19 protein-coding genes are annotated in these 23153 nt (G+C 31.9%); 17 read left to right on the top strand and 2 right to left on the bottom strand.

Translation table 11 applies throughout. The features are described 5' to 3' along the window. The first annotated feature begins 268 nt into the window (after positions 1-268). The 8 genes from CLJU_RS12495 to citX all read left to right on the top strand — a co-directional run bounded on the left by CLJU_RS12495 (position 269) and on the right by citX (position 8493). Positions 269-1447 carry an NAD(P)-dependent malic enzyme gene (locus CLJU_RS12495; protein ID WP_013239184.1) on the top strand — a complete coding sequence of 393 codons (1179 nt, stop codon included), beginning with the start codon at positions 269-271 and terminating at the stop codon, positions 1445-1447. A gap of 40 nt (positions 1448-1487) precedes the next feature. Further along, positions 1488-2534, top strand: a complete 1047-nt coding sequence (gene citC / locus CLJU_RS12490; protein WP_013239183.1) for a [citrate (pro-3S)-lyase] ligase — start codon at positions 1488-1490, stop codon at positions 2532-2534. A gap of 11 nt (positions 2535-2545) precedes the next feature. After that, complete coding sequence (gene citD / locus CLJU_RS12485) at positions 2546-2842, top strand: citrate lyase acyl carrier protein (protein ID WP_013239182.1); 297 nt, start codon at positions 2546-2548, stop codon at positions 2840-2842. Then, positions 2842-3744: a citrate (pro-3S)-lyase subunit beta gene (gene citE, locus CLJU_RS12480; RefSeq protein WP_013239181.1), complete on the top strand. Its 903-nt coding sequence runs from the start codon at positions 2842-2844 to the stop codon at positions 3742-3744. The genes citD and citE overlap by 1 nt, the downstream gene beginning before the upstream one ends. Further along, positions 3737-5278: a citrate lyase subunit alpha gene (gene citF, locus CLJU_RS12475; RefSeq protein WP_013239180.1), complete on the top strand. Its 1542-nt coding sequence runs from the start codon at positions 3737-3739 to the stop codon at positions 5276-5278. The genes citE and citF overlap by 8 nt, the downstream gene beginning before the upstream one ends. A gap of 450 nt (positions 5279-5728) precedes the next feature. Beyond that, on the top strand, positions 5729-7054 hold the full coding sequence (locus CLJU_RS12470) for an SLC13 family permease (RefSeq protein WP_013239179.1): 1326 nt from the start codon (positions 5729-5731) through the stop codon (positions 7052-7054). 99 nt (positions 7055-7153) lie between these two features. Then, positions 7154-7852, top strand: coding sequence for a 2-hydroxycarboxylate transporter family protein (locus tag CLJU_RS12465; RefSeq protein WP_013239178.1), 699 nt, complete (start codon positions 7154-7156; stop codon positions 7850-7852). Between the two features lie 125 nt (positions 7853-7977). Next, complete coding sequence (citX, locus tag CLJU_RS12460; RefSeq protein WP_013239177.1) at positions 7978-8493, top strand: citrate lyase holo-[acyl-carrier protein] synthase; 516 nt, start codon at positions 7978-7980, stop codon at positions 8491-8493. Between the two features lie 76 nt (positions 8494-8569). Here citX and CLJU_RS12455 read toward each other — a convergent pair whose 3' ends face one another. Continuing rightward, complete coding sequence (locus tag CLJU_RS12455; RefSeq protein ID WP_013239176.1) at positions 8570-8866, bottom strand: hypothetical protein; 297 nt, start codon at positions 8864-8866, stop codon at positions 8570-8572. 85 nt (positions 8867-8951) lie between these two features. On the opposite strand from CLJU_RS12455, the gene CLJU_RS12450 reads away from it, so the two are divergent. From CLJU_RS12450 to carB, 7 genes are all read left to right on the top strand, one after another. Then, complete coding sequence (locus CLJU_RS12450; protein WP_013239175.1) at positions 8952-9410, top strand: hypothetical protein; 459 nt, start codon at positions 8952-8954, stop codon at positions 9408-9410. 48 nt (positions 9411-9458) lie between these two features. Further along, on the top strand, positions 9459-11627 hold the full coding sequence (gene recQ, locus CLJU_RS12445) for a DNA helicase RecQ (RefSeq protein ID WP_013239174.1): 2169 nt from the start codon (positions 9459-9461) through the stop codon (positions 11625-11627). 51 nt (positions 11628-11678) lie between these two features. Next, complete coding sequence (locus tag CLJU_RS12440) at positions 11679-12302, top strand: class I SAM-dependent methyltransferase (RefSeq protein ID WP_013239173.1); 624 nt, start codon at positions 11679-11681, stop codon at positions 12300-12302. Positions 12303-12348: 46 nt separating this feature from the next. After that, on the top strand, positions 12349-13251 hold the full coding sequence (locus tag CLJU_RS12435; protein ID WP_013239172.1) for a fumarylacetoacetate hydrolase family protein: 903 nt from the start codon (positions 12349-12351) through the stop codon (positions 13249-13251). Between the two features lie 291 nt (positions 13252-13542). Then, on the top strand, positions 13543-14544 hold the full coding sequence (gene argF, locus CLJU_RS12430) for an ornithine carbamoyltransferase (protein ID WP_013239171.1): 1002 nt from the start codon (positions 13543-13545) through the stop codon (positions 14542-14544). A 14-nt stretch (positions 14545-14558) separates the two neighbouring features. Next, a complete protein-coding gene (carA, locus tag CLJU_RS12425) occupies positions 14559-15623 on the top strand; it encodes a glutamine-hydrolyzing carbamoyl-phosphate synthase small subunit (RefSeq protein ID WP_013239170.1) in 1065 nt (354 codons plus the stop codon). A 43-nt stretch (positions 15624-15666) separates the two neighbouring features. Next, a complete protein-coding gene (gene carB, locus CLJU_RS12420; protein ID WP_013239169.1) occupies positions 15667-18873 on the top strand; it encodes a carbamoyl-phosphate synthase (glutamine-hydrolyzing) large subunit in 3207 nt (1068 codons plus the stop codon). Between the two features lie 231 nt (positions 18874-19104). Here carB and CLJU_RS12415 read toward each other — a convergent pair whose 3' ends face one another. Continuing rightward, on the bottom strand, positions 19105-20241 hold the full coding sequence (locus CLJU_RS12415) for an aldo/keto reductase (protein ID WP_013239168.1): 1137 nt from the start codon (positions 20239-20241) through the stop codon (positions 19105-19107). Positions 20242-20971: 730 nt separating this feature from the next. Here CLJU_RS12415 and CLJU_RS12410 point away from each other — a divergent pair. Both CLJU_RS12410 and CLJU_RS12405 read left to right on the top strand, forming a co-directional pair. After that, positions 20972-21877, top strand: a complete 906-nt coding sequence (locus CLJU_RS12410; RefSeq protein WP_013239167.1) for a M15 family metallopeptidase — start codon at positions 20972-20974, stop codon at positions 21875-21877. Between the two features lie 125 nt (positions 21878-22002). Further along, entirely contained in the window at positions 22003-23100 is a 1098-nt protein-coding gene (locus tag CLJU_RS12405; protein WP_013239166.1) for an amidase domain-containing protein, read from the top strand. Positions 23101-23153: the final 53 nt, after the last annotated feature.

The following is a 23153-nucleotide window of genomic DNA, read 5'->3' as shown; positions in this document are numbered from 1 at the left end:
TCTAAAAATAAGAATATAGGACTATTTTAAAGCTTGAATACGATTATAAGAAGAAAAATGCAAGAATTTATTTAAATAAATGTTTAGTTTTATTACAAATGTTTTGACAAAACTAAATAAGTTTGCTATTATATTAATGAATTAAGAAAGAGATTAAATTAAAAACCATAAGGGATATTGTTATAAATAATTTAATTTAGCATTTATTATAAGTTTAATATAAAAAGGAGGCATGGTTAGGTTTATTCTTGAGCCTAACTAAAAAAGTATGGTTATGAATGTAAAAGAAAAATCCTTAAAATTACATAGAGAAAAACACGGTACTATAGAAATCGTTGGAACAATGCCATTGAGAAACGGTGATGATTTGGCAGTAGCTTATACACCAGGTGTAGCAGGTCCATGTCTGGAAATTGCCAAGGATGAAGAAAAGGCATATGAGTATACAATAAAGGGAAAGACAGTAGCTGTAGTTACAAATGGAACTGCAGTACTAGGACTTGGAAATATAGGACCAGCAGCAGGACTTCCTGTAGTTGAAGGAAAAGCATTGTTACTTAAAAGATTTGCAAATGTAAATGCAATACCAATATGTGTAGATTCTACAGATCCTGATGATATAGTAAATACTATTAAAAACATTGCACCGGGATTTGGAGGAATACATCTTGAAGATATAAAAGCACCTGAATGTTTCTATATTGAAGATAAGTTAAAAGAAGAATTAGATATACCAATATATCATGATGACCAGCATGGTACTGCTATTGCAGTGTTAGCAGGCCTGTACAATGCTTTGAAAATAGTAAATAAAGATATTAGTGATATAAAAGTTGTTATAAACGGTGCTGGTGCTTCAGGTATTGCAACAGCTAAGCTTTTGATTTCAGCAGGAGTAAAAAACATAGTACTTTGTGACATAAACGGTATAGTTTACGAAGGAGATAATTGCTTAAACGAACCTCAGAAACAAATAGCAAAGGTAACAAATAGAGGCTTAGCAAAGGGAACATTAAAAGATGCAATGAAGAATGCAGATGTTTTTATAGGTGTTTCTGCTGGAAATGTAGTAACTGGTGAAATGGTAGAAGGTATGAACAAAGATAGTATAATTTTTGCATTAGCCAACCCAACACCTGAAATAATGCCTGAGGAAGCAAAAAAAGCAGGAGCTAAAGTTATAGCAACAGGAAGGTCAGATTTTCCAAATCAAATAAACAATGTTTTAGTTTTCCCGGGAATTTTTAAGGGAGCTTTAAGTGTAAGAGCTAAGGAAATATGTGATGAAATGAAAATTGCAGCAGCTAAAGGACTTGCAAATTTAGTAAAGAAAGATGAATTGAATGAAGAATATATAATACCAAGTGTATTTAATAGAAATGTTTGTGATGCAGTTTCCAAAGCAGTTATGGATGTAGCACAAAAAAATAATAAATTTACAGCATAAGGATGTATTTGTTGTTGGCTTAGTGTGGGAGGTGGCTGAAGTGGAATACCTTAGTTTACAAGAAGAAATAATAGATAAAAGAGATTTTAGAAGACTGCAGGAAGTAGAACAATTCCTTTTAAAACAGGGATTAAGATTTGATAAAAATGTAGAATACACAATAGCAATATATGAAGAAGATAAAATAATTGCTACAGGTTCCTTTGAAGATAGAATTTTAAAATGTATAGCTGTAGATGACAGCTGTAGGAACATGGGAATCTCGAACAAAATAATATCTGAACTGGTAGCAGAAGAATACAGACGTGGAAACAGCCACCTTTTTATTTACACAAAGCCTAAGAACTATAAAATGTTCAGTGATATGGGATTTTATAAAGTGGCCAAGGTTATGGACAAAGTTCTTTTGCTGGAAAATGATCCTTTAGGTATATATAAGTTTATAGAAAAGTTAAAAAAGAAGAAGTTAGATGGAAGAGTAGTTTCAGCTCTTGTCATGAACTGCAATCCTTTTACCTTAGGTCATAAGTACTTGATTGAAAAGGCTTCTAGAGAAAGCGATGTAGTTCATGTATTTATAGTATGGGAGAACAAATCAGTTTTTCCATCTGGTATAAGGTATGAACTAGCAAGAAAGGGAGTACAGCATTTAAACAATGTAGTATTTCATAAAGGTGAAGATTATGTAATATCAAGTGCAACTTTTCCATCCTATTTTATAAAAAAGCAGAATGAGGTAGCCAGGCTGCAATCGTTGCTGGATATAGAAATCTTCACTAAATACATAGTACCTGCGTTAGGTATTACTAGAAGATATGTAGGAAAGGAGCCCTTTTGTGATGTTACTAGAACTTACAATAATGTGATGAAAGAAATGCTTCCCCATTCTGGCGTAGAAATTATGGAAATTCCAAGGTTTAGTACAAATGAAGAAGCTATTAGTGCATCAAAGGTAAGAAATCTCATAAAAGAGAAGAAACTTTCACAGGTAAAAGATCTAGTACCGGACACTACCTACAGATTTTTGTGTTCAAAAGAGGCAATACCAATAATTAATAAAATTCAAAATAAAAGAGATTTAATATAGGAGGTTCACTTATGGAAATAAAAAAAGCTGCTATAGCAGGAACATTTGAGTCCAGCGATATTACAATATCAGTACAGCCTAATCCGGAGAATGAGGTGGCTATAAAATTAAAAAGTTCCGTGGAAAAACAATTTGGAGACAAGATAAAAAAAGTTATAATGGACACTTTAGAAGAACTAGATGTAAAAAGTGCCATTGTAGGTGCCAATGACAAAGGAGCCTTAGATTGTGTTATAAAAGCAAGGGTACAAGCTGCAGTTATGAGGGCAGCAGAAGAAACAAAATTCAACTGGGAGGTGGAAAAGTAATGTACAAGTTAAGAAGAACAATGATGTATGTACCGGGAAACAATCCAGGAATGGTTAAGGATGCACATATATATGGAGCAGATTCTCTAATGTTTGATTTAGAAGATTCAGTATCCCTAAATGAAAAGGATACAGCTAGATTCTTAGTATACAATGCACTAAAATCCATAGATTATGAAGGCACAGAAACAGTAGTAAGAATAAATGGACTTGATACACCTTTTGGAATGGAAGATTTAGAGGCAATAGTAAGGGCACAACCTGATGTTATAAGACTTCCAAAGACAGAATGTGCACAAGATGTTATAGATGTAGAAAAGGAAATAGAAAGAATTGAAAAACAATCAGGAATACCTGTTGGAAAGACAAAAATTATGGCAGCTGTTGAAAGTGCTATAGGAGTTATGAATGCCTATGAAATAGCTACAGCAAGCAAGAGACTTATGGGAATAGCAATAGGGGCAGAAGACTATGTTACTAATTTAAAGACAACCCGTTCTTTAGATGGAATAGAACTTCTTGCAGGAAGAAGCCATGTATTATTAGCTGCCAGAGCAGCAGGAATATATGCCTTTGACACAGTATTTTCTGATGTAAACAATGAAGAAGGATTTATAAATGAAGTAAAGATTATAAAGCAGTTAGGATTTGACGGAAAGTCCGTAATAAACCCAAGACAAATTGCTCCTGTCCATAAGATATATACACCTTCACAAAAAGAAATAGATAAATCCGTTCGTGTTATAAGAGCTGCAAAAGATGCTGCAGAAAAAGGATCTGGAGTAGTTTCACTAAATGGAAAAATGGTAGATAAACCTATTATAGAACGTGCACAAAGAGCTTTGATGTTAGCAGAAGCTTCAGGTATATGCGTAAGTGAAGGAGGAGAAGACATTGACTAAGAATAAAATAGGAAGAGAAATACCGGATTACATAGAAGGAATTGGAAAGCTGGTACCTTATGGGGGACCATTTGATTTCAAACCAACAAAGAAAAAATTTGCAAGAAAAATATCCAGTATAAAACCTGGAGAAAGTAAATTACTTGAGAGTATAAAAGAAGCTGTAATAAAGACAGGATTAAAGGATGGTATGACAATATCATTTCACCACCACTTTAGAGCAGGAGATTACATATTAAACATGGTGCTGGACGTCATAGCCGAAATGGGAATAAAAAACTTAACTTTAGCACCAAGTTCTTTAAGCAGTGTCCATGAACCAGTAATTGAACACATAAAAAATGGTGTTGTTACTAAAATCATAACTAGTGGTGTTAGAGGACCACTTGCAGAAGCTATATCAAATGGAATTTTAGATACACCTATTATAATACGTTCCCATGGTGGAAGAGCGAGAGCTATAGAAGCAGGAGATTTAAAAATAGACGTGGCATTTTTAGGTGCACCTAGCTGTGACGACTATGGAAATGCCAATGGATATACAGGAAAATCCTTTTGTGGTTCACTAGGATACGCTAAAATAGACGCAGAATATGCAGATAAAGTAGTACTTATTACAGACAATTTGGTACCATATCCAAATGTACCTGCAAGTATAGAACAAAACAATGTAGATTATGTAGTTAAGGTAGATGCAATTGGAGATCCTAAGGGAATAGCATCCGGTGCAACAAGATATACAAAGAACCCAAGAGAACTTTTGATTGCACAGTATGCAGCAGAAGCAATTGAAGCTTCAGGATATTTTGTACCAGGATTTTCAATCCAGAGTGGTTCCGGTGGAGCATCCCTTGCAGTAGCAAGATTTTTAAGGGAAAAGATGATTGAAAAAGATATTAAAGCTAGTTTTGCATTAGGTGGAATTACAGGCCAGTTTGTAGAAATGCAAAAAGAGGGTCTTATTTCAAAAATCTGTGATGTACAGAGCTTTGACTTAATAGCAGCAAAATCCATAGGAGAAAACCCAGATCATTATGAAATAAGTTCATCCCTATATGCTAATCCACATAATAATGGATGTATTTCTAATAAATTGGATATAGTTATATTAAGTGCACTGGAAGTAGATACAGACTTCAATGTCAATGTAATTACAGGTTCAGATGGAGTAATTAGGGGAGCATCAGGAGGACACTGTGATACTGCAGCAGGAGCAAAACTTTCTATGATAGTTTGTCCGCTTATTAGAGGTAGAATACCTACTGTTGTGAAGAAAGTAAATACTGTAATAACTCCAGGAGAAACAGTAGATGTAGTAGTTACAGACAGGGGAATAGCAGTAAATCCTCTTAGAAAAGATTTACTTGAAAAATTTAAGAAAGCAAAGCTTCCAGTATGTACTATAGAAGAGTTAAGAGAAAAGGCAGAAGAAATTACAGGAAAACCTAAGGCAATTGAATATGGTGACAAGATTGTTGGTGTAGTTGAATACAGAGATGGTACTATTATCGATGTTATCAAACAGGTAAAATAATTTAGCCTAAGTATATATTTATAATATGTAAAAATCAGGTTGGATTTTAGATCCAATCTGATTGAAAAAGTATTATACTGGACCATATTGAATTTTTTTTAAGAATAATGTAAACATTAACAGTAACCGATTTATTAGCAATACTTTTATATAAAAATAGGTTTAATTATATTTCTATAGTTGAGAAAATTTGATAACATATATTTACAATTGAAAAAATTATAAGAAAAATAGAGACAAACCTCACTTTTGTTGTATAAATTACTTACTACAACAATTTTAACAACAGGAGTGAAATATATGTCTCATAAAAACATTTTAACAGAAAAAAATACCAATGTAGTACAAGTATGATACAAATTAAAACAAATATATTTTTAATTAGGAGTGGTATTATGTACAAAATAGAAATCTTTAAATGTATAGTTGCAGTGAAAGTGGGTGTAATCAATGATTAGCTTAATTATAGGTATAGCTTTAGTATTGTCAATTGTAATTGGACGTAAAGCAAAGATCAATATCGGATTGCTAGCCATTTCTTTTGCTTACATAATCGGATGTTTTATATTAAAGATATCTCCTTCAAAAGTTATTGCATTGTGGCCGATGTCAATTTTCTTTGTCATTTTGGCTATTTCACTGTTCTTTAGTTTTGCTATCGTAAATGGAACATTGGGAACGCTTGCGGGGAATCTTTTGTATCGCTTCCGTTCAGCTCCACTGGTGTTCCCCATTGCTATTTTCTTTATTTCTGTATTGATAGCCGCACTTGGCGCAGGCTATTATACTGTAATGGTTATTATGGCTCCTATAGCTCTTATTGCTTGTAAAAAGATTAAAATCAATCCTCTCGTAGGTGCTTTGTGTGCTGATTGTGGTGGACAGGTTGGTTCCAATTTTATGATTGGTCTAAACGGTGTTATTTACAGGAATCTGATTACAAGCGAGGGTTTTTCAAGTAATTTAGCGTTTGTTGCTTCTGTCAGTATTTTTGTAGTATATTTGGTAATGACTTGTTTAATCATTATGCTATTGATGCATTTGTCCAACAAGAAAAGGAAACAAGCATCAGGTGGCAATATTGAAATACTAGAAACAATGGACATACAAAAATCTAAGCCATTTGACAAAAAACAAAAAACAAATCTTATCCTAATTTTTATATTTGTAATTATATTGCTTATACCTCCAATACTGCACTTGGTTGTTCCTTCAAGTGGTTCTATTACATTCATTAATTCAAGCGTAGATGTGGGACTTATTGCAATTATCTTTACCGTTATAGCCTTTGTTCTCCATCTCGGTGATGAAAAAAGTGTCATTGCAAAAGTGCCTTGGAACACATTGATTATGATTTCCGGCATGGGAATGTTGGTGGCAGTTGCCGTAAAAGCCGGAACTGTGAAACTCCTTGCAAACTGGGTTGGTACCAGTATCCCAGTATTCTTAGTGCCAATTGCACTATGCCTTGTGGCAGCAATCTTGAATATGTTTGGTGGTAGCTTTGTCGGTGTTGTTGCCCCAGCGCTTTTCCCTATTATTGCTTCCGTTTCACATATTACAGGCTTAAATCCTATTTTACTGTATACATGCATGACGATTGGTGGACTAGCTACTGGTATTTCTCCATTTTCTGCAGGAGGCGCTATGGTACTTGGATTTACACCGGAAAAAGAACGAGATTCAATGTTTTCCAAGGAATTCTTTGTTGGATTGCCTGTGTGCGTTGGAACTGCTGTGGTAACGAGTATTATCTATTTCATCATCATGCATTAACTATTAGCTATATAAGATAGAGTATTTTATAAGTAGTAAGTTAATTTTTAGTTCACCACTTCACTGGGTAACCGTCCAATTTATTTTAAAACATCTCATATGTTAAAGGTAATGCTTTTGGGATGGCTATCAACAGCAATTAGTATTGCTTATACCATTATTAATATAGGTGAGGTGAGACCTGAATTATCAGGTAATGGACAATTACTTAAATCAGACGATGATGATATATTAAAATATGCTAAGAAGAAGAAAGATGGACCAGTTGAACTTTCTACTATGATTGTTGCTGGAATATTAGCTTTAACACTTTATCTATTTGGGGTATACATAAATTCTGTAATTGGACTTCCTGCTCCTATAGTTATGTTACTTGCTGCTGTAATATCAAAAGCACTTGGTATTATTCCCAAAAGTATAGAAGAAGGCGGACATGCTATTTTTAGATTTACAGTAACAGGTATAACCGTACCATTATTGCTTGGTGTTGGTGTTGCTATGACACCATGGAAAAATCTTGTAGCAGTTATAACAAATCCAGCTTGTTTAGTTACTATATTCTGTACTGTACTTACTGTTGTTGTAGTAGAATTCTTTGTAGGTAAAATGCTTAATATGAATCCAGTAGAGTCTGCTATGGTAACTTCATGTAACAGTGGACAGGGTGGTACAGGTGATGTAGCAATACTTACTGCAGGAAACCGTCTTGAACTTATGCCATTTGCACAGGTAGCAACAAGACTTGGTGGAGCTGCTACAGTTACATGGGCTATATTCTTAATGAGAATGTTACATTAGAAATTAAAGTATAAATGGTATTAAAATTCTATAAATACTTAAATAATTAAAAAAACGATTGTAAAACTTTTAAATATGTATTAGTATCGATGTTATAAAGCAAGTAAAATAGTGAGGTAATAATTATGAAAAATGCAAGCAATATCCTTGATGAAATACTTAAAGCTAAAGAAAAAAGGGCACAAATTCAAAAAGAATTATTGAATATATTTAAAACCACACTAATTTCATTTACATTAAATATACCAGGAGCAGAAAAAAATAATGAATCCTTTGCTAAGCTTCATAAAAAGGGGATTTGCTTGCTGGAAGAAGAGTTAAAAGAGAATAATATAGATATACTTCACAAAATGTTAAATAGTTCTGCTGCCGGTGATGAGGCATTTTTAAATGTAGATGCAGATGCGATTAGTGTAAAAAAAATTACTGTATCTATTGAAGAAAACCATGAGCTTGGAAGAATATTTGATTTTGATGTATTCACTAAAGCTGGAAAGCAGATTAGTAGGACAGACTTAGGTGTAAGTGAGAGAAAATGTCTTTTATGCGGTGAAAATGCAAAAGTATGTGGAAGAAGCAGACGTCATTCTGTGGAAGATCTTTTAAACAAAATTTATTTGTTAATGGATAAGTTTTTATAGCAAGGTATACCAAGGTTGTTAAAATAAAGGAGGGAAGTATGTCTCTCCTTTATTTTGATATAATAGAATACAAGTATTAATTTTGCCTTTGGGATATAATGTCCTGGAGATTTTTTATAAGTTTTTCTTTTTTCATCATAGAGCCTCTTAAATGTTTGATTTGTTTTTCGAAAGAGGCATTATTATTTTGCATGACATTTAATTTATCCTTTAAATCTTTTACTTCCTTCAATTTTTCATCTAACATAGGTTTATATGCAGTATCAATAGTTTTTTTCTTATCAAAAAACAAATTCAAATTTTGCATACCAAAAATAATTGACTTTTTAATTTTTTTTATATACTTTAATATTAAGGTATATACTTTATCCATTTTAGACACCTCTATAATAATTTTATATAATTATGATTTACAGTGCAACAGCTATATATTAACAAGTGTGAAAAGAGGAATATTTGTGAATGAAAATGAGAATATGCTGCATAAATTTATAAAAAACTATACTGAAAATAAACAAAATAGAGTTCAAGATTTAGGAACAAAAAAAGAAAAATTAGAGATTCAATTAAAGAAGGAAGAAGAAAAATTAGATAAACTTTCAGCTATTAAGGAGAAACTTATTGCAAAGGAAAAATCCTATGATGAAGTTTATTCCTATCTTTTGCAAATATTGAAATCAAGGGGTATACTATTTGATATCCCTAAAAGTGCAGTAGAAATTGAAGAGTGGGATAATTTATATATAAAGAAGGAACAGGGTGCCTACAGTCTGATAGATAAAAATCAACAGGTTGTATACTCTATAGATAAAAAATACTATGATTCTATAGAACATATAGTTACTAATTACAAGTACAGTGCAGTTGTAGTGAGGAAGGATGCTTATTTTTTAAAAGTGCAAATCAGGATATTATAATATCTCTATGCTATAATAAAAATAGATTATGTTACAGGGGTGAAATCATTGCTTAGTAGTGCTTTGGAAATTCTACATAAATATTATGGGTATAGTGACTTTAGGAAGGATCAAGGAAAGGTAATTGAAAGTATACTAAAGGGGAAGGATACGCTAGCTGTAATGCCCACTGGAGGAGGTAAATCCATATGTTATCAGATACCAGCAGTGTTATTTAAGGGGGTAACAGTTGTAATATCTCCACTTATTTCACTTATGAAAGATCAAGTAGATAACATAAAGGATTTAGGTATAGGGGCAGCTTATATAAACAGTTCTATTTCACACCAGGATATTTTGCATATATGTGAAAGCTTAATTGCAGGAAATATAAAAATGCTGTATGTAGCACCGGAAAGGTTGGAGTCTTCTGAATTCTGCCAGATTATAAAAAGCATAGAAGTATCTCAAATAGCAGTAGATGAAGCACATTGTGTTTCCCAGTGGGGACATGATTTTAGAACTAGCTATACATATATATGGAAATTTATAGAAAGCTTTTCTAAAAGACCCGTAGTTACAGCTTTTACAGCTACGGCTACTAAAGAGGTTAGAGAAGATATTGTAAATCAAATAAAGCTGAATAAACCTGAGGTTTTCATATCTGGTTTTGATAGAGAAAATTTGAAAATTGGATGTTTGAAAATTGGAAATAGATTAGGGTATATGCTAAAATACATAAAAACTAATGAAGAACAATCTGGCATAGTATATGCAGCTACTAGAAAAGAAGTGGATAGCATATATGAAAGGCTTAAAGAAAATAATATAGCTGTTGCTAGATATCATGCAGGTCTTTCTGATAAAGAGAGAAAAAATAATCAAGAGGATTTCGTATATGACAGAGTAAATGTAATAGTTGCGACAAATGCATTTGGAATGGGTATCGATAAGTCAAATGTAAGATATGTTATTCATTACAATATGCCTAAGAACATAGAAAGCTATTACCAAGAAATAGGCAGGGCTGGTCGTGATGGAGAGAAAAGCGACTGCATTTTAATGTTTGCTCCCCAGGATGTTATTACCCAAAAGTATCTTATTGAAACAAGTATTCAATCTCCTGAAAGAAGATTAAATGAATATAAAAAACTTCAACAAATGATAGATTTTGTACATTACAATGGATGTTTACGAAAGTATATATTAAATTATTTTGGAGAACAAGTGGATTATGAAGAATGTGGGAATTGCAGCAATTGTGTAAGTGAAGGAGAATATGTAGATAAAACTATAGATTGCCAAAAAGTACTTTCCTGTATATATAGAATGAAAAGAGAATTTGGAGTAAATATGATAGTAGATGTACTTAGAGGTTCCTCACAGAGAAAAGTGATTCAGTACGGATTTGATAAGTTGTCTACTCATGGAATAATGAAAAATTATTCAAAGGAAGAACTTTCAAATTTCATAAATACACTTATAGCTCATGGGTACATTTCATTAAAAGAAGGAGAATATCCTACTGTGATATTGAATCCTAGATCCATAAAGGTTCTAAAGGGAGAAGAAAAAGTAACCTTAAAGGAAATTGTTAAGGCTAAAAAGATTACTTTAAATAATGATCTATTTGAAATTTTGAGAGTTTTAAGGAGGGAAATAGCAGGAGAGGAATCCATACCTCCTTATTTGATATTCCCGGATACTACGTTAAAGGAACTTAGCAGCAGGTGTCCTATAAATTTTGAGCAGATGATGGATGTATCTGGTGTAGGTCAATTGAAATTAAAAAAATATGGTGAAAGATTTTTAGAAGCTATAAAAAACTACATGGATGAAAGTAAAATTAAACCACAGTGGATTTTTAAAAATGAGTTAAAAAACGATAAAAATGTCAAAGAAGGCAAAAATTTAAAACTAAAAACTCATGAAATAACGGCAGAGATGATTAAAGAGCACAAAGACCTTGAACAAATAGCAAAAGACAGGCAAATTACTGTATCTACGGTACTTTCACATATAACAAAGTATGCAGAAGAAAAGGGTGTTTTAGATTTAAATATAAATTTTGGTGGAATATTTACAGATGAAGAAGAAAATCAAATTTTAAAAGTTACGAAAAAGATAGGAATATCAAAATTAAAACCTATAAAAGAGAAACTTTCTGAAGATATAAGTTATGATAAGATAAAGGCGGTTATATTAAAAGATTATATTTTGTTAGATAAAAATGCATAGCAGGGAGGCGAAATACTGTTTGAAAATTAAGTTTCAAGCAGCAAATATATTATGAGTGAACTTTCTAGAAGATTAAATCAGTGTAGAAAACCAACAGGGGAAGTAGGTAAGTTTATAGCTAGTTCTATGAACAAAGATCATTTTGAAGTTACCACCTGGGGACTCAATAAAATTTCCATTAAACAAGAGGATATTATTTTGGATATTGGCTGTGGAGGCGGAAGAACTATAAATAGATTAGCTAACATAGCAAAAAAGGGAAAGGTTATAGGTGTAGATTATTCTATGGATTGTGTTAACTGGTCCAAAGAATTTAATAAAGAGCTTATAGATGAAAAAAGAGTGGAAGTATATAATGCAAATGTAGAAAAACTTCCTTTTGAAGATGATAAATTTAATGTGGTAACTGCAGTTGAGACTATATATTTTTGGCCTGATTTATTAAAAAGCTTTAAAGAAGTTAAAAGAGTTTTAAAATCAAATGGAATTTTTACAGTAATAAATGAGATGTACATAAGTGATAAGTTTAAAGAAAAAAATGATGAATATATGGATAAAATGACTATGCACACCCCAGAACAGTTAAAGCAGCTCTTTGTAGATGCAGGTTATGAAGATGTATCTATAAATGTATGTGAGGAAAATAACTGGATGTGCTGCAGCGGAAGGGCATAATATAAGTTCAACTAAGATTGATTTAATATAAGTGGGAGATGTTAATATGAAGTTTTTAACATATCTGTATAAAGAAAAAGAATCTATAGGAATTTTAAAGAATAACTCTGTCATAGATTTTGATAATATATTTAAAAATATGGGAGAGAAAAATCCACCTAAAACTATGCTGGAGCTTATAGATTACCTGGATGATTCTAAATTGAATATAATTAAAGAGTGTATAGATAAGAAAGGCATAGAAACTATACCAATAAATAATATTAAAATTGAAGCTCCGATACCATATCCAAGGAGAAATGTTTTTTGTCTTGGAAAAAATTATATAGAACATGCTAGGGAAATAAAAATTACAAGAATAGCTGGAAATGGTATTCCAGAGGTACCAATTTATTTTACAAAGGCAGCATCACCAGCTGTGGGAACGGTCGATAATATTGAATTTTCTAGAAAAATTACAAATCAGGTAGATTATGAAGTTGAACTTGCAGTTATAATAGGCAAAGATGGCAAAAATATAAAAAAAGAGGATGCTGAAGAGTATATTTTTGGCTATACTATAATAAATGATGTATCTGCAAGAGATCTTCAAGGAAAACATATACAGTGGTTTAAGGGAAAAAGTTTGGATACATTCTGTCCTATGGGACCTTACATAATTCATAAAACCGAAGTACCATTTCCCGTTAATTTGGATATAAGTTGCACTGTAAATGGAGAGGTAAGGCAAAAATCTAATACAAAGAATTTAATTTTTGATATACCTTATATAATAAGTGATTTGTCTAAAGGTATTACATTAAAAACTGGTGATATTATATCAACAGGTACACCAAGTGGAGTTGGCATGGGATTTACACCAATTAAAGTGTTAAAACAAGGTGATATAGTTGAATGTAGTATTGAAAAAATAGGAACTTTGGTAAATAGGGTAGTAGAACTTCATTAGTGCATTAAAAATAAAAAATTGTATGTATACAAAATGTATAAATTACTTCAGATTTAAAAAATCTTCAATAGGTATTTTCTATTGAAGATTTTTTTTAACTTTGTATCTTAAGGTATTTCAAATCAATACAAAATAAAAAATTTTAAATTTATATTGAATTATTATTAATATAAATGTATAATTATAAAATATCAATGAATTAATATAAGGATATTTCTAATGTCTAAAGTAAAGTTTAAGGAAATATTTGTTTCCTATATTTATAAAGAATGATTTTAAGGGGGAAGAAAAATGATAGATTTAAAGGGTAAAAGTTTTTTAACATTAAAAGATTTTACAAAGGAAGAGATAAAGTATTTTATTGATCTTGCAAAGAAGTTAAAGGAAGAAAAATATAGTGGAACGGAAAAAAAGAGATTGCAAGGGAAAAATATTGCCCTTATATTTGAAAAAGATTCCCTGAGAACAAGATGTTCCTTTGAGGTCAGTGCTTACGATGAGGGCGCAAATGTAGTTTATATAGGTGCCCAGGGAAGTCATATGGGTAAAAAAGAATCTGTGAAAGATACGGCTAGGGTAATGGGAAGAATGTTTCATGGTATAGAATACAGGGGATTTTCTCAAAGAGATATGGAGGTACTGGCAGAATACTCAAAAGTACCTGTATGGAATGGACTTTCAGATGAAGATCATCCAACCCAGGTTTTAGCGGACTTTCTGACTATAGAAGAACACATAGCTAAACCTTTAAAAGATGTAAATTTTGTTTACATCGGAGATGGAAGAAATAACATGGCAAATGCCCTTATGATAGGTGCTTCAAAAGTTGGAATGAACTTTAAAATAGCAGCACCTAAAGAGCTTTTCCCAGAAGAGGAGCTAGTTAAAGAGTGTAAAAAAGTAGCCGAGGAAAGTGGAGGCACTATTACAATTACTGAGGATTTGTATAAAGCTGTAGAAGGAGCAGATGTCCTTTATACTGATGTATGGCTTTCCATGGGAGAAGAAAAAGAACTTTGGAAAAAGAGAATAGAAACTTTAATGCCATATCAAATAAACAGCAAACTTATAGAGGCTTGTAAAAATGAAAATGTTAAGTTTATGCATTGTCTCCCAGCTTTTCACAATACGGAAACTAAAGTAGGGGAAGAAATATATAAAAAGTTTGGGTATGAAGCACTAGAGGTAACTGAAGAAGTATTTGAAGGACCTCATTCCATAGTGTTTGATGAAGCTGAAAACAGGCTTCATACTATAAAGGCTGTTATGGTGGCAACTTTAAGTAATATTTAGAAAGAAGGAATAAAATGAATTCCATATTATATTTAGAGGATGGAACTGTATTTATGGGAAAAGCCATAGGACACAAAGCAATAACGGCAGGAGAGTTGGTTTTTAATACCTCTATGACAGGATATCAAGAAATACTTACAGATCCATCCTATAGGGGACAGATAATAACAATGTGTTATCCTTATATTGGTAACTACGGGATTAACTATAATTTTAGCCAATCTGATGATATACAGGCTAAAGGTATGGTAATAAAAAATATGTATAATAATACATCCCACTATTTGAGTGAAAATAGTTTTGAAAATTTTTTAAAGGAAAATAAAGTCGTAGGTATAAGTGGTATAGATACACGAAGTATAACCAAAAAGATAAGATCAAGTGGAACTATGAAATGTGTAATATGCAGTGAAAATGAATCTATAAGTGAAATAAAAAGAATGCTAAATTCTTATGAAAATAAAGATTTAGTATCTCAAGTAAGTACAAACTCCATAAAGTATATTTCAGGAAATGGGCCTAAAGTTGCACTTTTGGATTTTGGAAGCAAAAAGAACATTATTGAAAATTTGAAGGATAGGGATTGTGATATAACAATATTTCCTTACAATGCTTCTTATGAAAGTATAATGAGTATAAATCCTAAAGGCATACTTTTAAGTAATGGCCCTGGAGATCCTAAGGATTTAGGAGAGATAATGGATATTATAAAAAAGTTAATAGGTAACTTACCTATATTCGGAATATGCCTTGGACACCAATTATTATCACTTGCACTTGGAGGAGATACCTATAAGATGAAGTTTGGCCATAGAGGTGGGAATCATGGCGTATATGATAAGGATATAGATAAAGCTTTTATAACGTCTCAAAATCATGGCTATGCAGTTAAAAGAGAAAGTTTAAATAAAGACAGTATTGAAGTAACTCATTTTAATTTAAATGACCATACAGTAGAGGGAATTAAACATAAAACGCTGCCTATATTTTCAGCACAATTTCACCCTGAAGGATCACCGGGACCTACTGATACAGACTATTTATTTGATAAATTTTTGAGATTAATGACTTTAGTATAAATAAGGCATTTTGAAAGAAATAACTAGAAGGAGAAGTGATATAATGCCGTTAAGAGAAAACTTGAAAAAGGTTTTGATAATAGGATCAGGTCCTATAATAATAGGTCAGGCTGCGGAATTTGATTACTCGGGAACACAGGCCTGTGAGGCTATAAAAAAAGAGGGAATACAAACTGTTCTGGTAAATAGTAATCCTGCTACTATAATGACTGATAAAAATATTGCAGATAAGACTTATATAGAACCTTTAACTGTTGAATCGCTGGAGGCAATAATAGGAAGGGAAAAACCAGATGGAGTTTTAGCTGGATTTGGTGGACAGACTGCCTTGAATTTGGCCATGGAGCTTAATGAAATTGGGGTATTTAAAAAGTATAATGTAGAACTTCTTGGAATAAAAACTGAATCCATAAAGAATGCGGAAGATAGGGAAAGCTTTAAAAATCTAATGAATGAAATAGATGAACCTATAGCTGTAAGTGAAATTGCCACAAATCTAGAAGAATGTAAAAAGTTTTTAAATAAAGTCAGCCTTCCAATTATAATAAGACCTGCATATACCTTAGGGGGAACTGGAGGTGGTATTGCAAGCACTTATGAAGAATATATGGAAATATGTGAAAATGGATTGGAAGAGAGTCCTATAAATCAAATACTTCTTGAACAAAGTCTAGCTGGATGGAAAGAACTAGAATATGAAATAATGAGAGATAAAAAGGACAACTGTATGGTAGTTTGTAATATGGAAAATTTGGACCCTGTGGGAATACACACAGGGGATAGCATAGTAGTAGCTCCATCTCAGACACTTAATGATAGAGAGTACCAGATGCTTAGAAGGTCTGCCATAAAGATAATAAGGACCCTAAAAATAGAAGGTGGATGCAATATTCAATTTGCATTAGATCCTAATAGTAATAGGTACATGGTTATAGAAGTAAATCCTAGAGTAAGCAGATCCAGTGCACTGGCTTCAAAAGCAGCAGGATATCCTATAGCTAAAATTGCAGCTAAAATTGCTCTTGGATACACTTTAGATGAACTTAAAAATTATGTTACGGGAAATTCCAGTGCACTGTTTGAACCAGCTCTAGATTATTGTGTAGTTAAAATGCCTAAGTGGCCTTTTGATAAATTTAAAACTGCAAACAGGACTTTAAAAACTCAGATGAAAGCTACGGGAGAAGTTATGGCTATAGATAGGAGTTTTGAAAGTGCTCTTTTAAAAGCAGTTATAAGCTTAGAGGGAAAAATAATAGGACTGAAATTAGATAAATTTGAAAATATAAGTAAAGATGAAATAATAGAAAAGATAAATAACCAGGATGATGAAAGACTTTTTGCTTTAGCAGAAGCTCTTAGAAAGGGAATGACTATAGATGAGCTTCATGAATTAACTAAAATAGATGAATGGTTCTTAGGCGGAATAGAAAACATAGTGAATATGGAAAATGAATTGATAAGCAATGTGCCAAATGTTGAAACCATTCAAAAAGCTGAAATCATGGGATTTACAGATGAATATATTTGCAAATTAATAGGTATGAAATTAGAAGATTTAAAGAAACTTAGAGAAGTAAATGGTATAAAATCCGTTTATAAAATGGTAGATACCTGCAGCGGAGAATTTGAAGCAAAAACTTCCTACTATTATTCTTGTTATGATTTAGAAAGTGACAATGTTGTTTCAAATAATAAGAAAATACTTGTAATAGGTTCAGGACCTATTAGAATAGGACAGGGAATAGAGTTCGATTACTGCTGTGTTAACGGTGTTTGGGCCATAAAAAAAGCAGGATATGAAGCCATTATAATAAATAATAATCCAGAGACAGTAAGTACCGATTTTGATATTTCAGATAAGCTGTACTTTGAACCACTTTATATAGATGACGTTATGAATGTAATAAATGAGGAAAAGGTGGATGGAGTTATAGTACAATTTGGAGGACAGACCGCACTTAACTTATCTAAAAAGTTAAATGACAGGGGAGTAAATTTACTTGGCACATCCTTTGAATCTATAGATTTGGCAGAAGACAGGGAAAAATTTAGAGTACTTCTTAAAGAACTTGACATAAATTCACCTGTAGGTGGATCTGTAACAAGTCTTGAAGAAGCGGATAACTTAGTAGCTGAAATAGGGTATCCTGTTATCGTTAGACCATCTTATGTAATAGGCGGTAGAGCAATGAAGGTTGTCTACAATTATGAAGAGCTGTGTAAGTATTTAAAGGACGCTGTAAATTTATCTAAGGAACATCCTGTCCTTGTAGACAAATATATAGTTGGAAAAGAAATAGAAGTAGATGCCATATCAGATGGGGAAGATTTAATAATTCCGGGAATAATGGAGCATATAGAGAAAACAGGGGTACATTCTGGGGACAGTATAGCAGTATATCCAGCATCAGATTTACCGGAGAATGTACTTAAAAAAATAGAAGATTATACAGTAAAGATTGCCAAAAAGTTGAATGTTAAAGGACTTTTAAATGTTCAATATGCTTTTGACGGAGATAAGGTGTATGTAATAGAAGTAAATCCAAGAGCATCTAGAACTGTACCTATTTTGAGTAAAGTTACTAATATTCCAATGGTAGAAATAGCTGTAGAAGTTATGTTAGGTAAAAAAATAAAAGATTTTCACTATAAACAGGATATGTATAAGTACAGCAATATTTATGCAGTCAAAATGCCTATATTTTCCAACAAAAAGTTATCTGGAGTAGATGTGGCACTAGGCCCTGAAATGAAATCTACAGGAGAAGTCTTAGGAGTGGATTTTGATAAAGACAAGGCTATATATAAAGCATTCAAAGCTTCAGGAGTTAAGATACTGCAAGAAGGAAATCTCTATGCTTCTGTAAATGATATAGATAAAAAAACTTCACTAAATGTAATCAAAAAATATGGAGAACTTGGATTTAGCATAAGTGCATCCAGCGGAACTTATAAGTTTTTAAGTGAAAATGGAGTAAAATGCAGTGAGCTTGATTTAGATACTGCAGTGGAATATATAAAAGATAAGAAAATAGATGTAGTTATAAATACAGCTACTCAAGGATATAACACTACAAGGCAAGGTTTTATACTCAGACATACAGCTTTAGCTCATGATAAAATAGTATTTACATGCTTGGATACAGCAAATGCCTACATTAATGCTATTTTGACAGAGAAAAATAAAGAAAATATAGAATACAGAACTATGGGTGAATATTTGCAGGAACCAGCAATTAGAAGTTAAAGAATTTTTCAAATGCCTATATAGAGTTTCTAAACAAAAAATAAACTTATACTTCGGATGTTTTTACAACCTTCAGCCCGTTAAATATTTTGATAAGTCTAAATAAAAAATTAAAAAAAGACTAAGAACTTTTGAAAACTCGTACCTCAAACAATTCAAAAGTTCTAAGTTTTTTATAAAATTTTTACTAAGACTTATTAAAAGTTTTTATGGTAATGAAATTTGTCAGCATTATTTTTCTTCAAAGGTAGACTTAACCTGCCTTAGAAGTGCCCTGATTGGAAGATGCTGAGGGCAATTATCTTCACATTTTCCGCAGGATATGCAGGAAGATGCCTTTGATTTTTTTGGCATATTATTATACTTATTAAATATAGATTCTTTACTTTTATACATAAAGTAATTATTATACATAGAAAAAATATTTGGAATATCTAAATCTACCTTGCAAGGGGAACAGTATCCGCAGCGGGTGCATTTTATTTTCATAAGGGCATTGAATTTTTCTTTTGCCTGTTCTATTAAATCCATGTCTTCCTCAGAAATTGAATTAGGAAGAGTTTTTGATGCTATAGATATATTTTCATTTACTTGTTCTAAAGAATTCATTCCACTTAGTAATACTGATACTTCAGGATGATTTAGCACCCAACTTAAAGCCCAGTCAACCGGACTTTTTTTTATTTTTGATTTATTGAATATGTTGTTTATATCTTCTGGAAGATTACCGGATAAAAGTCCGCCTTTTAAAGGCTCCATAACAACTACTGATAAGCCTTTATCGGCTGCATATTCCAGTCCATCTATACCTGCTTGGTAATCCTCATCTAGATAATTAAATTGGATCTGGCAAAATTCCCAGGGAAATAGATTTATTATATGTTTGAAAGCCATTAAATTGTCATGGAAAGAAAAGCCTACATGATTAATTTTACCGTCTTCTAGGGCTTTATTTAAAAACTTAAAAACACCCAGGTTTTCCATTTTATCCATTCTGTCTTTGGTCATAGCATGGAGCAGGTAATAATCAATATAGTCTACATCAAGCCTTTCTAATTGTTCATTCAAATATTTATCAAAATCTTCATATTTTTCTACTAGCCATACAGGCATTTTTGTTGCAATTCTAACTTTTTCTCTGTAACCGTCTTTAAGTACTTTGCCTACTAAAACTTCACTATTTCCGCCGTGGTAAGGATATGCTGTATCTAAATAGTTTACACCATTATCAATGGCATGCCTTATGATTTTTAGTGCTTCTTTTTCATTAATTTTTGAAGGATCGTTATTTATTATTGGAAGTCTCATGCATCCAAAACCTAAAGTAGATACTTTAAAACCATCTTTACAAAATTTTCTGTATTGCATAAAATATCCTCCTTAAAATATATTTATGTGTATAAATTTAACTTTCGATTATCAAGTGATTCTTAGGTTCAGGTGGAGTTTGCTTATAAGGAATACATTTTATCCATCTGAACCTTATTAACAATATTCTTAGTGTCTTTAGCACTTAGAATACGTTATCCTTTAGGGGAAGAACTTATCCAGGTGCGTAGCAGTGCTTATCTTCCCACTTTGAAGAAAAGCAGATATCCCAAATCTTTGATTTGGTGATAGTCGCTTTCGCTGTGTGCGATGGGGGTGTTAGCAATGGTAGTAATCGGATAAACTCTATAATAAGTATAGTACAGTGACAGTTCAGTTCTGTCAACGCAGTAAAATCATATTATTAAACTTCTTACCGTTAGAAGATTGTCAGCCTATTTTTTACAGCTTCTATATGAATGCATAATGTAAATCCATGAACAACATAATATAAGTAGAGAACCCAAATCTTTGATTTGGTGTGAATCACTTACTCATTCGACTGATAAGGAGAAGGAGTTACCTAAATTAGAACCCAAATCTTTGATTTGGTGTGAATCACTTATTCATTCGACTGAAAGGAGAAAGAGTTACCTAAATTAGAACCCAAATCTTCGATTTGGCGTGAATCACTTATTCATTCGACTGAAAGGAGAAAGAGTTACGCAAATTAGAACCCAAATCTTCGATTTGGTGTGAATCACTTACTTATTGACAAGGAGTCTATATTATGAAAAAAAAGATAATTATAATAGCACTATTATTGATTTGTGTATGTGTAAGCCCTGTAAAGGCATTGACAGATGATTATTATACCACAATGAAACAGGATATTTTGTGTCTTATGATGGCCTACCCAGAATATATTACAGATCTCGAAAAAAGTAATGATGGGAAGGTATATGTAGTTACAAAGTCTGGTAAAAGAATTTTATATGATGATAAGGATAGTAAAAATTTCCAGGAAAAAATGTATAATACGGATCTACAGGATATGCTGGAACAAACCTATCCCATAGGTACCATAAATGGAGTAATGGAAAAAGATTTTGATCCTGGAAGAGTTAGGACATATCGCCTTTTAAAAGAAGTTTATGGCTGCGATAGAAAGGCCATAGAGTCTAATCTTAAAATGGCTAATTTGGGATATAGAAGATTTCAGTTTAATGGAAATAACAATGCCGCTAAATCTCTTGAAAGTGCTGTAAAAGAATTGATGCCTATTTCCCAGAGAAATCCAAAAGTTTATAAGGCCTTGTTTCCAAGCAGTGGTACATTTAATTACAGGTGTATTTCGGGAACGAGCTTGTTAAGTCCACATTCCTTTGGAATAGCTATTGATCTTGCTAGAGATAGGAGAGATTACTGGAAATGGGTGACTAAAGAAGAAGGAGATAAGAGAATACAGGAATACCCAAAAGAAATTGTAGATGTATTTGAAAAAAATGGTTTTGTATGGGGTGGAAAGTGGAGTCATTTTGACATTCTGCATTTTGAATACAGGCCAGAAATAATTTTAAAATCAAAATATTTTGGGCAAAAAAATAGTAATAATAAATTTTGGTATTCACAGGCACCTTATAATGATAAATTGGTAAATGGATATATTCAAAAGATAGATGAAAAATTAAAGTAGTCATAAATATGAAGCCTTGGGTGAAATTCACAGAGTGATTATTATTTTAATTGGGAATAATAACTATGCAAAGTATATAATAAGTTCTACGTAGTTACCAAATTAATTATACGAGGAGTATGGCTATGAAAAATTCTCTAAAAAAAAGGCTTTACCAAGTTGCAATAATCATTTTATTTATATTTTTAATATTCCCATTTTATAGAGCTAAATGTGAAGAGGCTGATTCAAAAGAAGAAGCTGTAAATTCTATACAAAACATATTTGAAAATAGAAATAAAGCTATATTAAATGGAGATTTAAAATTAATAGAAGGTAATTATGATAAAAATACCAGGTATGGGACTTGGGCTTATGAACATGAAGAAAAAAAGATGAAATATCTTAAAAATTGGGAGGAAAAACAGAATGTAAAATTTATTCAAATTTCACCTGATATAATGATTAAAAGAATTAGAGGTAAAGATAATAAGTATTCTGTAAATTTAATATGTTCCACAGAATATAGCTATATATATGAAAATGATCCTAAACTTATTAATAAATTTAGAATTGGTACTTCTCATATACTTAATATTGCAAAGAGAAGTGAAGGGTGGATAATTACTAAAGAATGGTATAAAGATCCTTTTGCGGATTCCTTGAATTTGAATAATCTTAAAGTTGACAATGTAAATCAATATATACAGTCTCAGAATAAAAGAGATTTTTCAAATATAGGAGATAGGAGAAAAGGAGCAGTGGAATATGCAGATAAGTACTGTGGTATAGCGTCGGAAAAAGAGTATGGATATAGCTATAATAGAAAGTATAGAAATTATAATTCCCAGGGAGGAGATTGTGCGAATTTTGCATCTCAAATACTTCACGAGGGTAGCAAATTTAGGAAAACCTCTAGCTGGAATTATGATAAGACTGGAGCTACTGCTTCCTGGATAAATGCAGGTGGATTTAAAGATTACATGATATACAGTGGAAGAGCCTCCCTAATAGCTCATGGAAGTTATGAGAAAGTATATAAAGCTTCATATAAGCTACTTCCAGGAGATTTTGTAGCTTATGAAAAAAAGGGAGATATAACTCATATTTCAGTAGTAACAGGTGCGGATTCTAAAGGATATTCTCTTGTAAGCTGTCATAACACAGATAGAAATAGAGTCCCCTGGGATCTTGGGTGGAGTGATAAAAATATAAAGTTTTGGCTAGTTCATGTGAATTATTAGAGAAGCTGTTGTATAGTGAATAAATATTCATTATATAACAGCTTCTCTCACTA

Origin of the sequence: Clostridium ljungdahlii DSM 13528 (assembly GCF_000143685.1) — a bacterium.
Taxonomy (GTDB): Bacteria; Bacillota; Clostridia; order Clostridiales; family Clostridiaceae; genus Clostridium_B; species Clostridium_B ljungdahlii.
The sequence above is the reverse complement of the archived record's forward strand: the minus strand, read 5'-3'. Positions and strand labels throughout refer to the sequence as shown.

Excerpts from the sequence above, each read along its gene's own strand:
- CLJU_RS12495 (WP_013239184.1), top strand. The coding sequence starts at position 269 with ATGGTTATGAATGTAAAAGAAAAATCCTTAAAATTACATAGAGAAAAA.
- citD (WP_013239182.1), top strand. The coding sequence starts at position 2,546 with ATGGAAATAAAAAAAGCTGCTATAGCAGGAACATTTGAGTCCAGCGAT.
- citE (WP_013239181.1), top strand. The coding sequence starts at position 2,842 with ATGTACAAGTTAAGAAGAACAATGATGTATGTACCGGGAAACAATCCA.
- CLJU_RS12470 (WP_013239179.1), top strand. The coding sequence starts at position 5,729 with ATGATTAGCTTAATTATAGGTATAGCTTTAGTATTGTCAATTGTAATT.
- CLJU_RS12465 (WP_013239178.1), top strand. The coding sequence starts at position 7,154 with ATGTTAAAGGTAATGCTTTTGGGATGGCTATCAACAGCAATTAGTATT.
- citX (WP_013239177.1), top strand. The coding sequence starts at position 7,978 with ATGAAAAATGCAAGCAATATCCTTGATGAAATACTTAAAGCTAAAGAA.
- CLJU_RS12455 (WP_013239176.1), bottom strand. The coding sequence starts at position 8,866 with ATGGATAAAGTATATACCTTAATATTAAAGTATATAAAAAAAATTAAA.
- CLJU_RS12440 (WP_013239173.1), top strand. The coding sequence starts at position 11,679 with ATGAGTGAACTTTCTAGAAGATTAAATCAGTGTAGAAAACCAACAGGG.
- CLJU_RS12435 (WP_013239172.1), top strand. The coding sequence starts at position 12,349 with ATGAAGTTTTTAACATATCTGTATAAAGAAAAAGAATCTATAGGAATT.
- argF (WP_013239171.1), top strand. The coding sequence starts at position 13,543 with ATGATAGATTTAAAGGGTAAAAGTTTTTTAACATTAAAAGATTTTACA.
- carA (WP_013239170.1), top strand. The coding sequence starts at position 14,559 with ATGAATTCCATATTATATTTAGAGGATGGAACTGTATTTATGGGAAAA.
- carB (WP_013239169.1), top strand. The coding sequence starts at position 15,667 with ATGCCGTTAAGAGAAAACTTGAAAAAGGTTTTGATAATAGGATCAGGT.
- CLJU_RS12415 (WP_013239168.1), bottom strand. The coding sequence starts at position 20,241 with ATGCAATACAGAAAATTTTGTAAAGATGGTTTTAAAGTATCTACTTTA.
- CLJU_RS12410 (WP_013239167.1), top strand. The coding sequence starts at position 20,972 with ATGAAAAAAAAGATAATTATAATAGCACTATTATTGATTTGTGTATGT.
- CLJU_RS12405 (WP_013239166.1), top strand. The coding sequence starts at position 22,003 with ATGAAAAATTCTCTAAAAAAAAGGCTTTACCAAGTTGCAATAATCATT.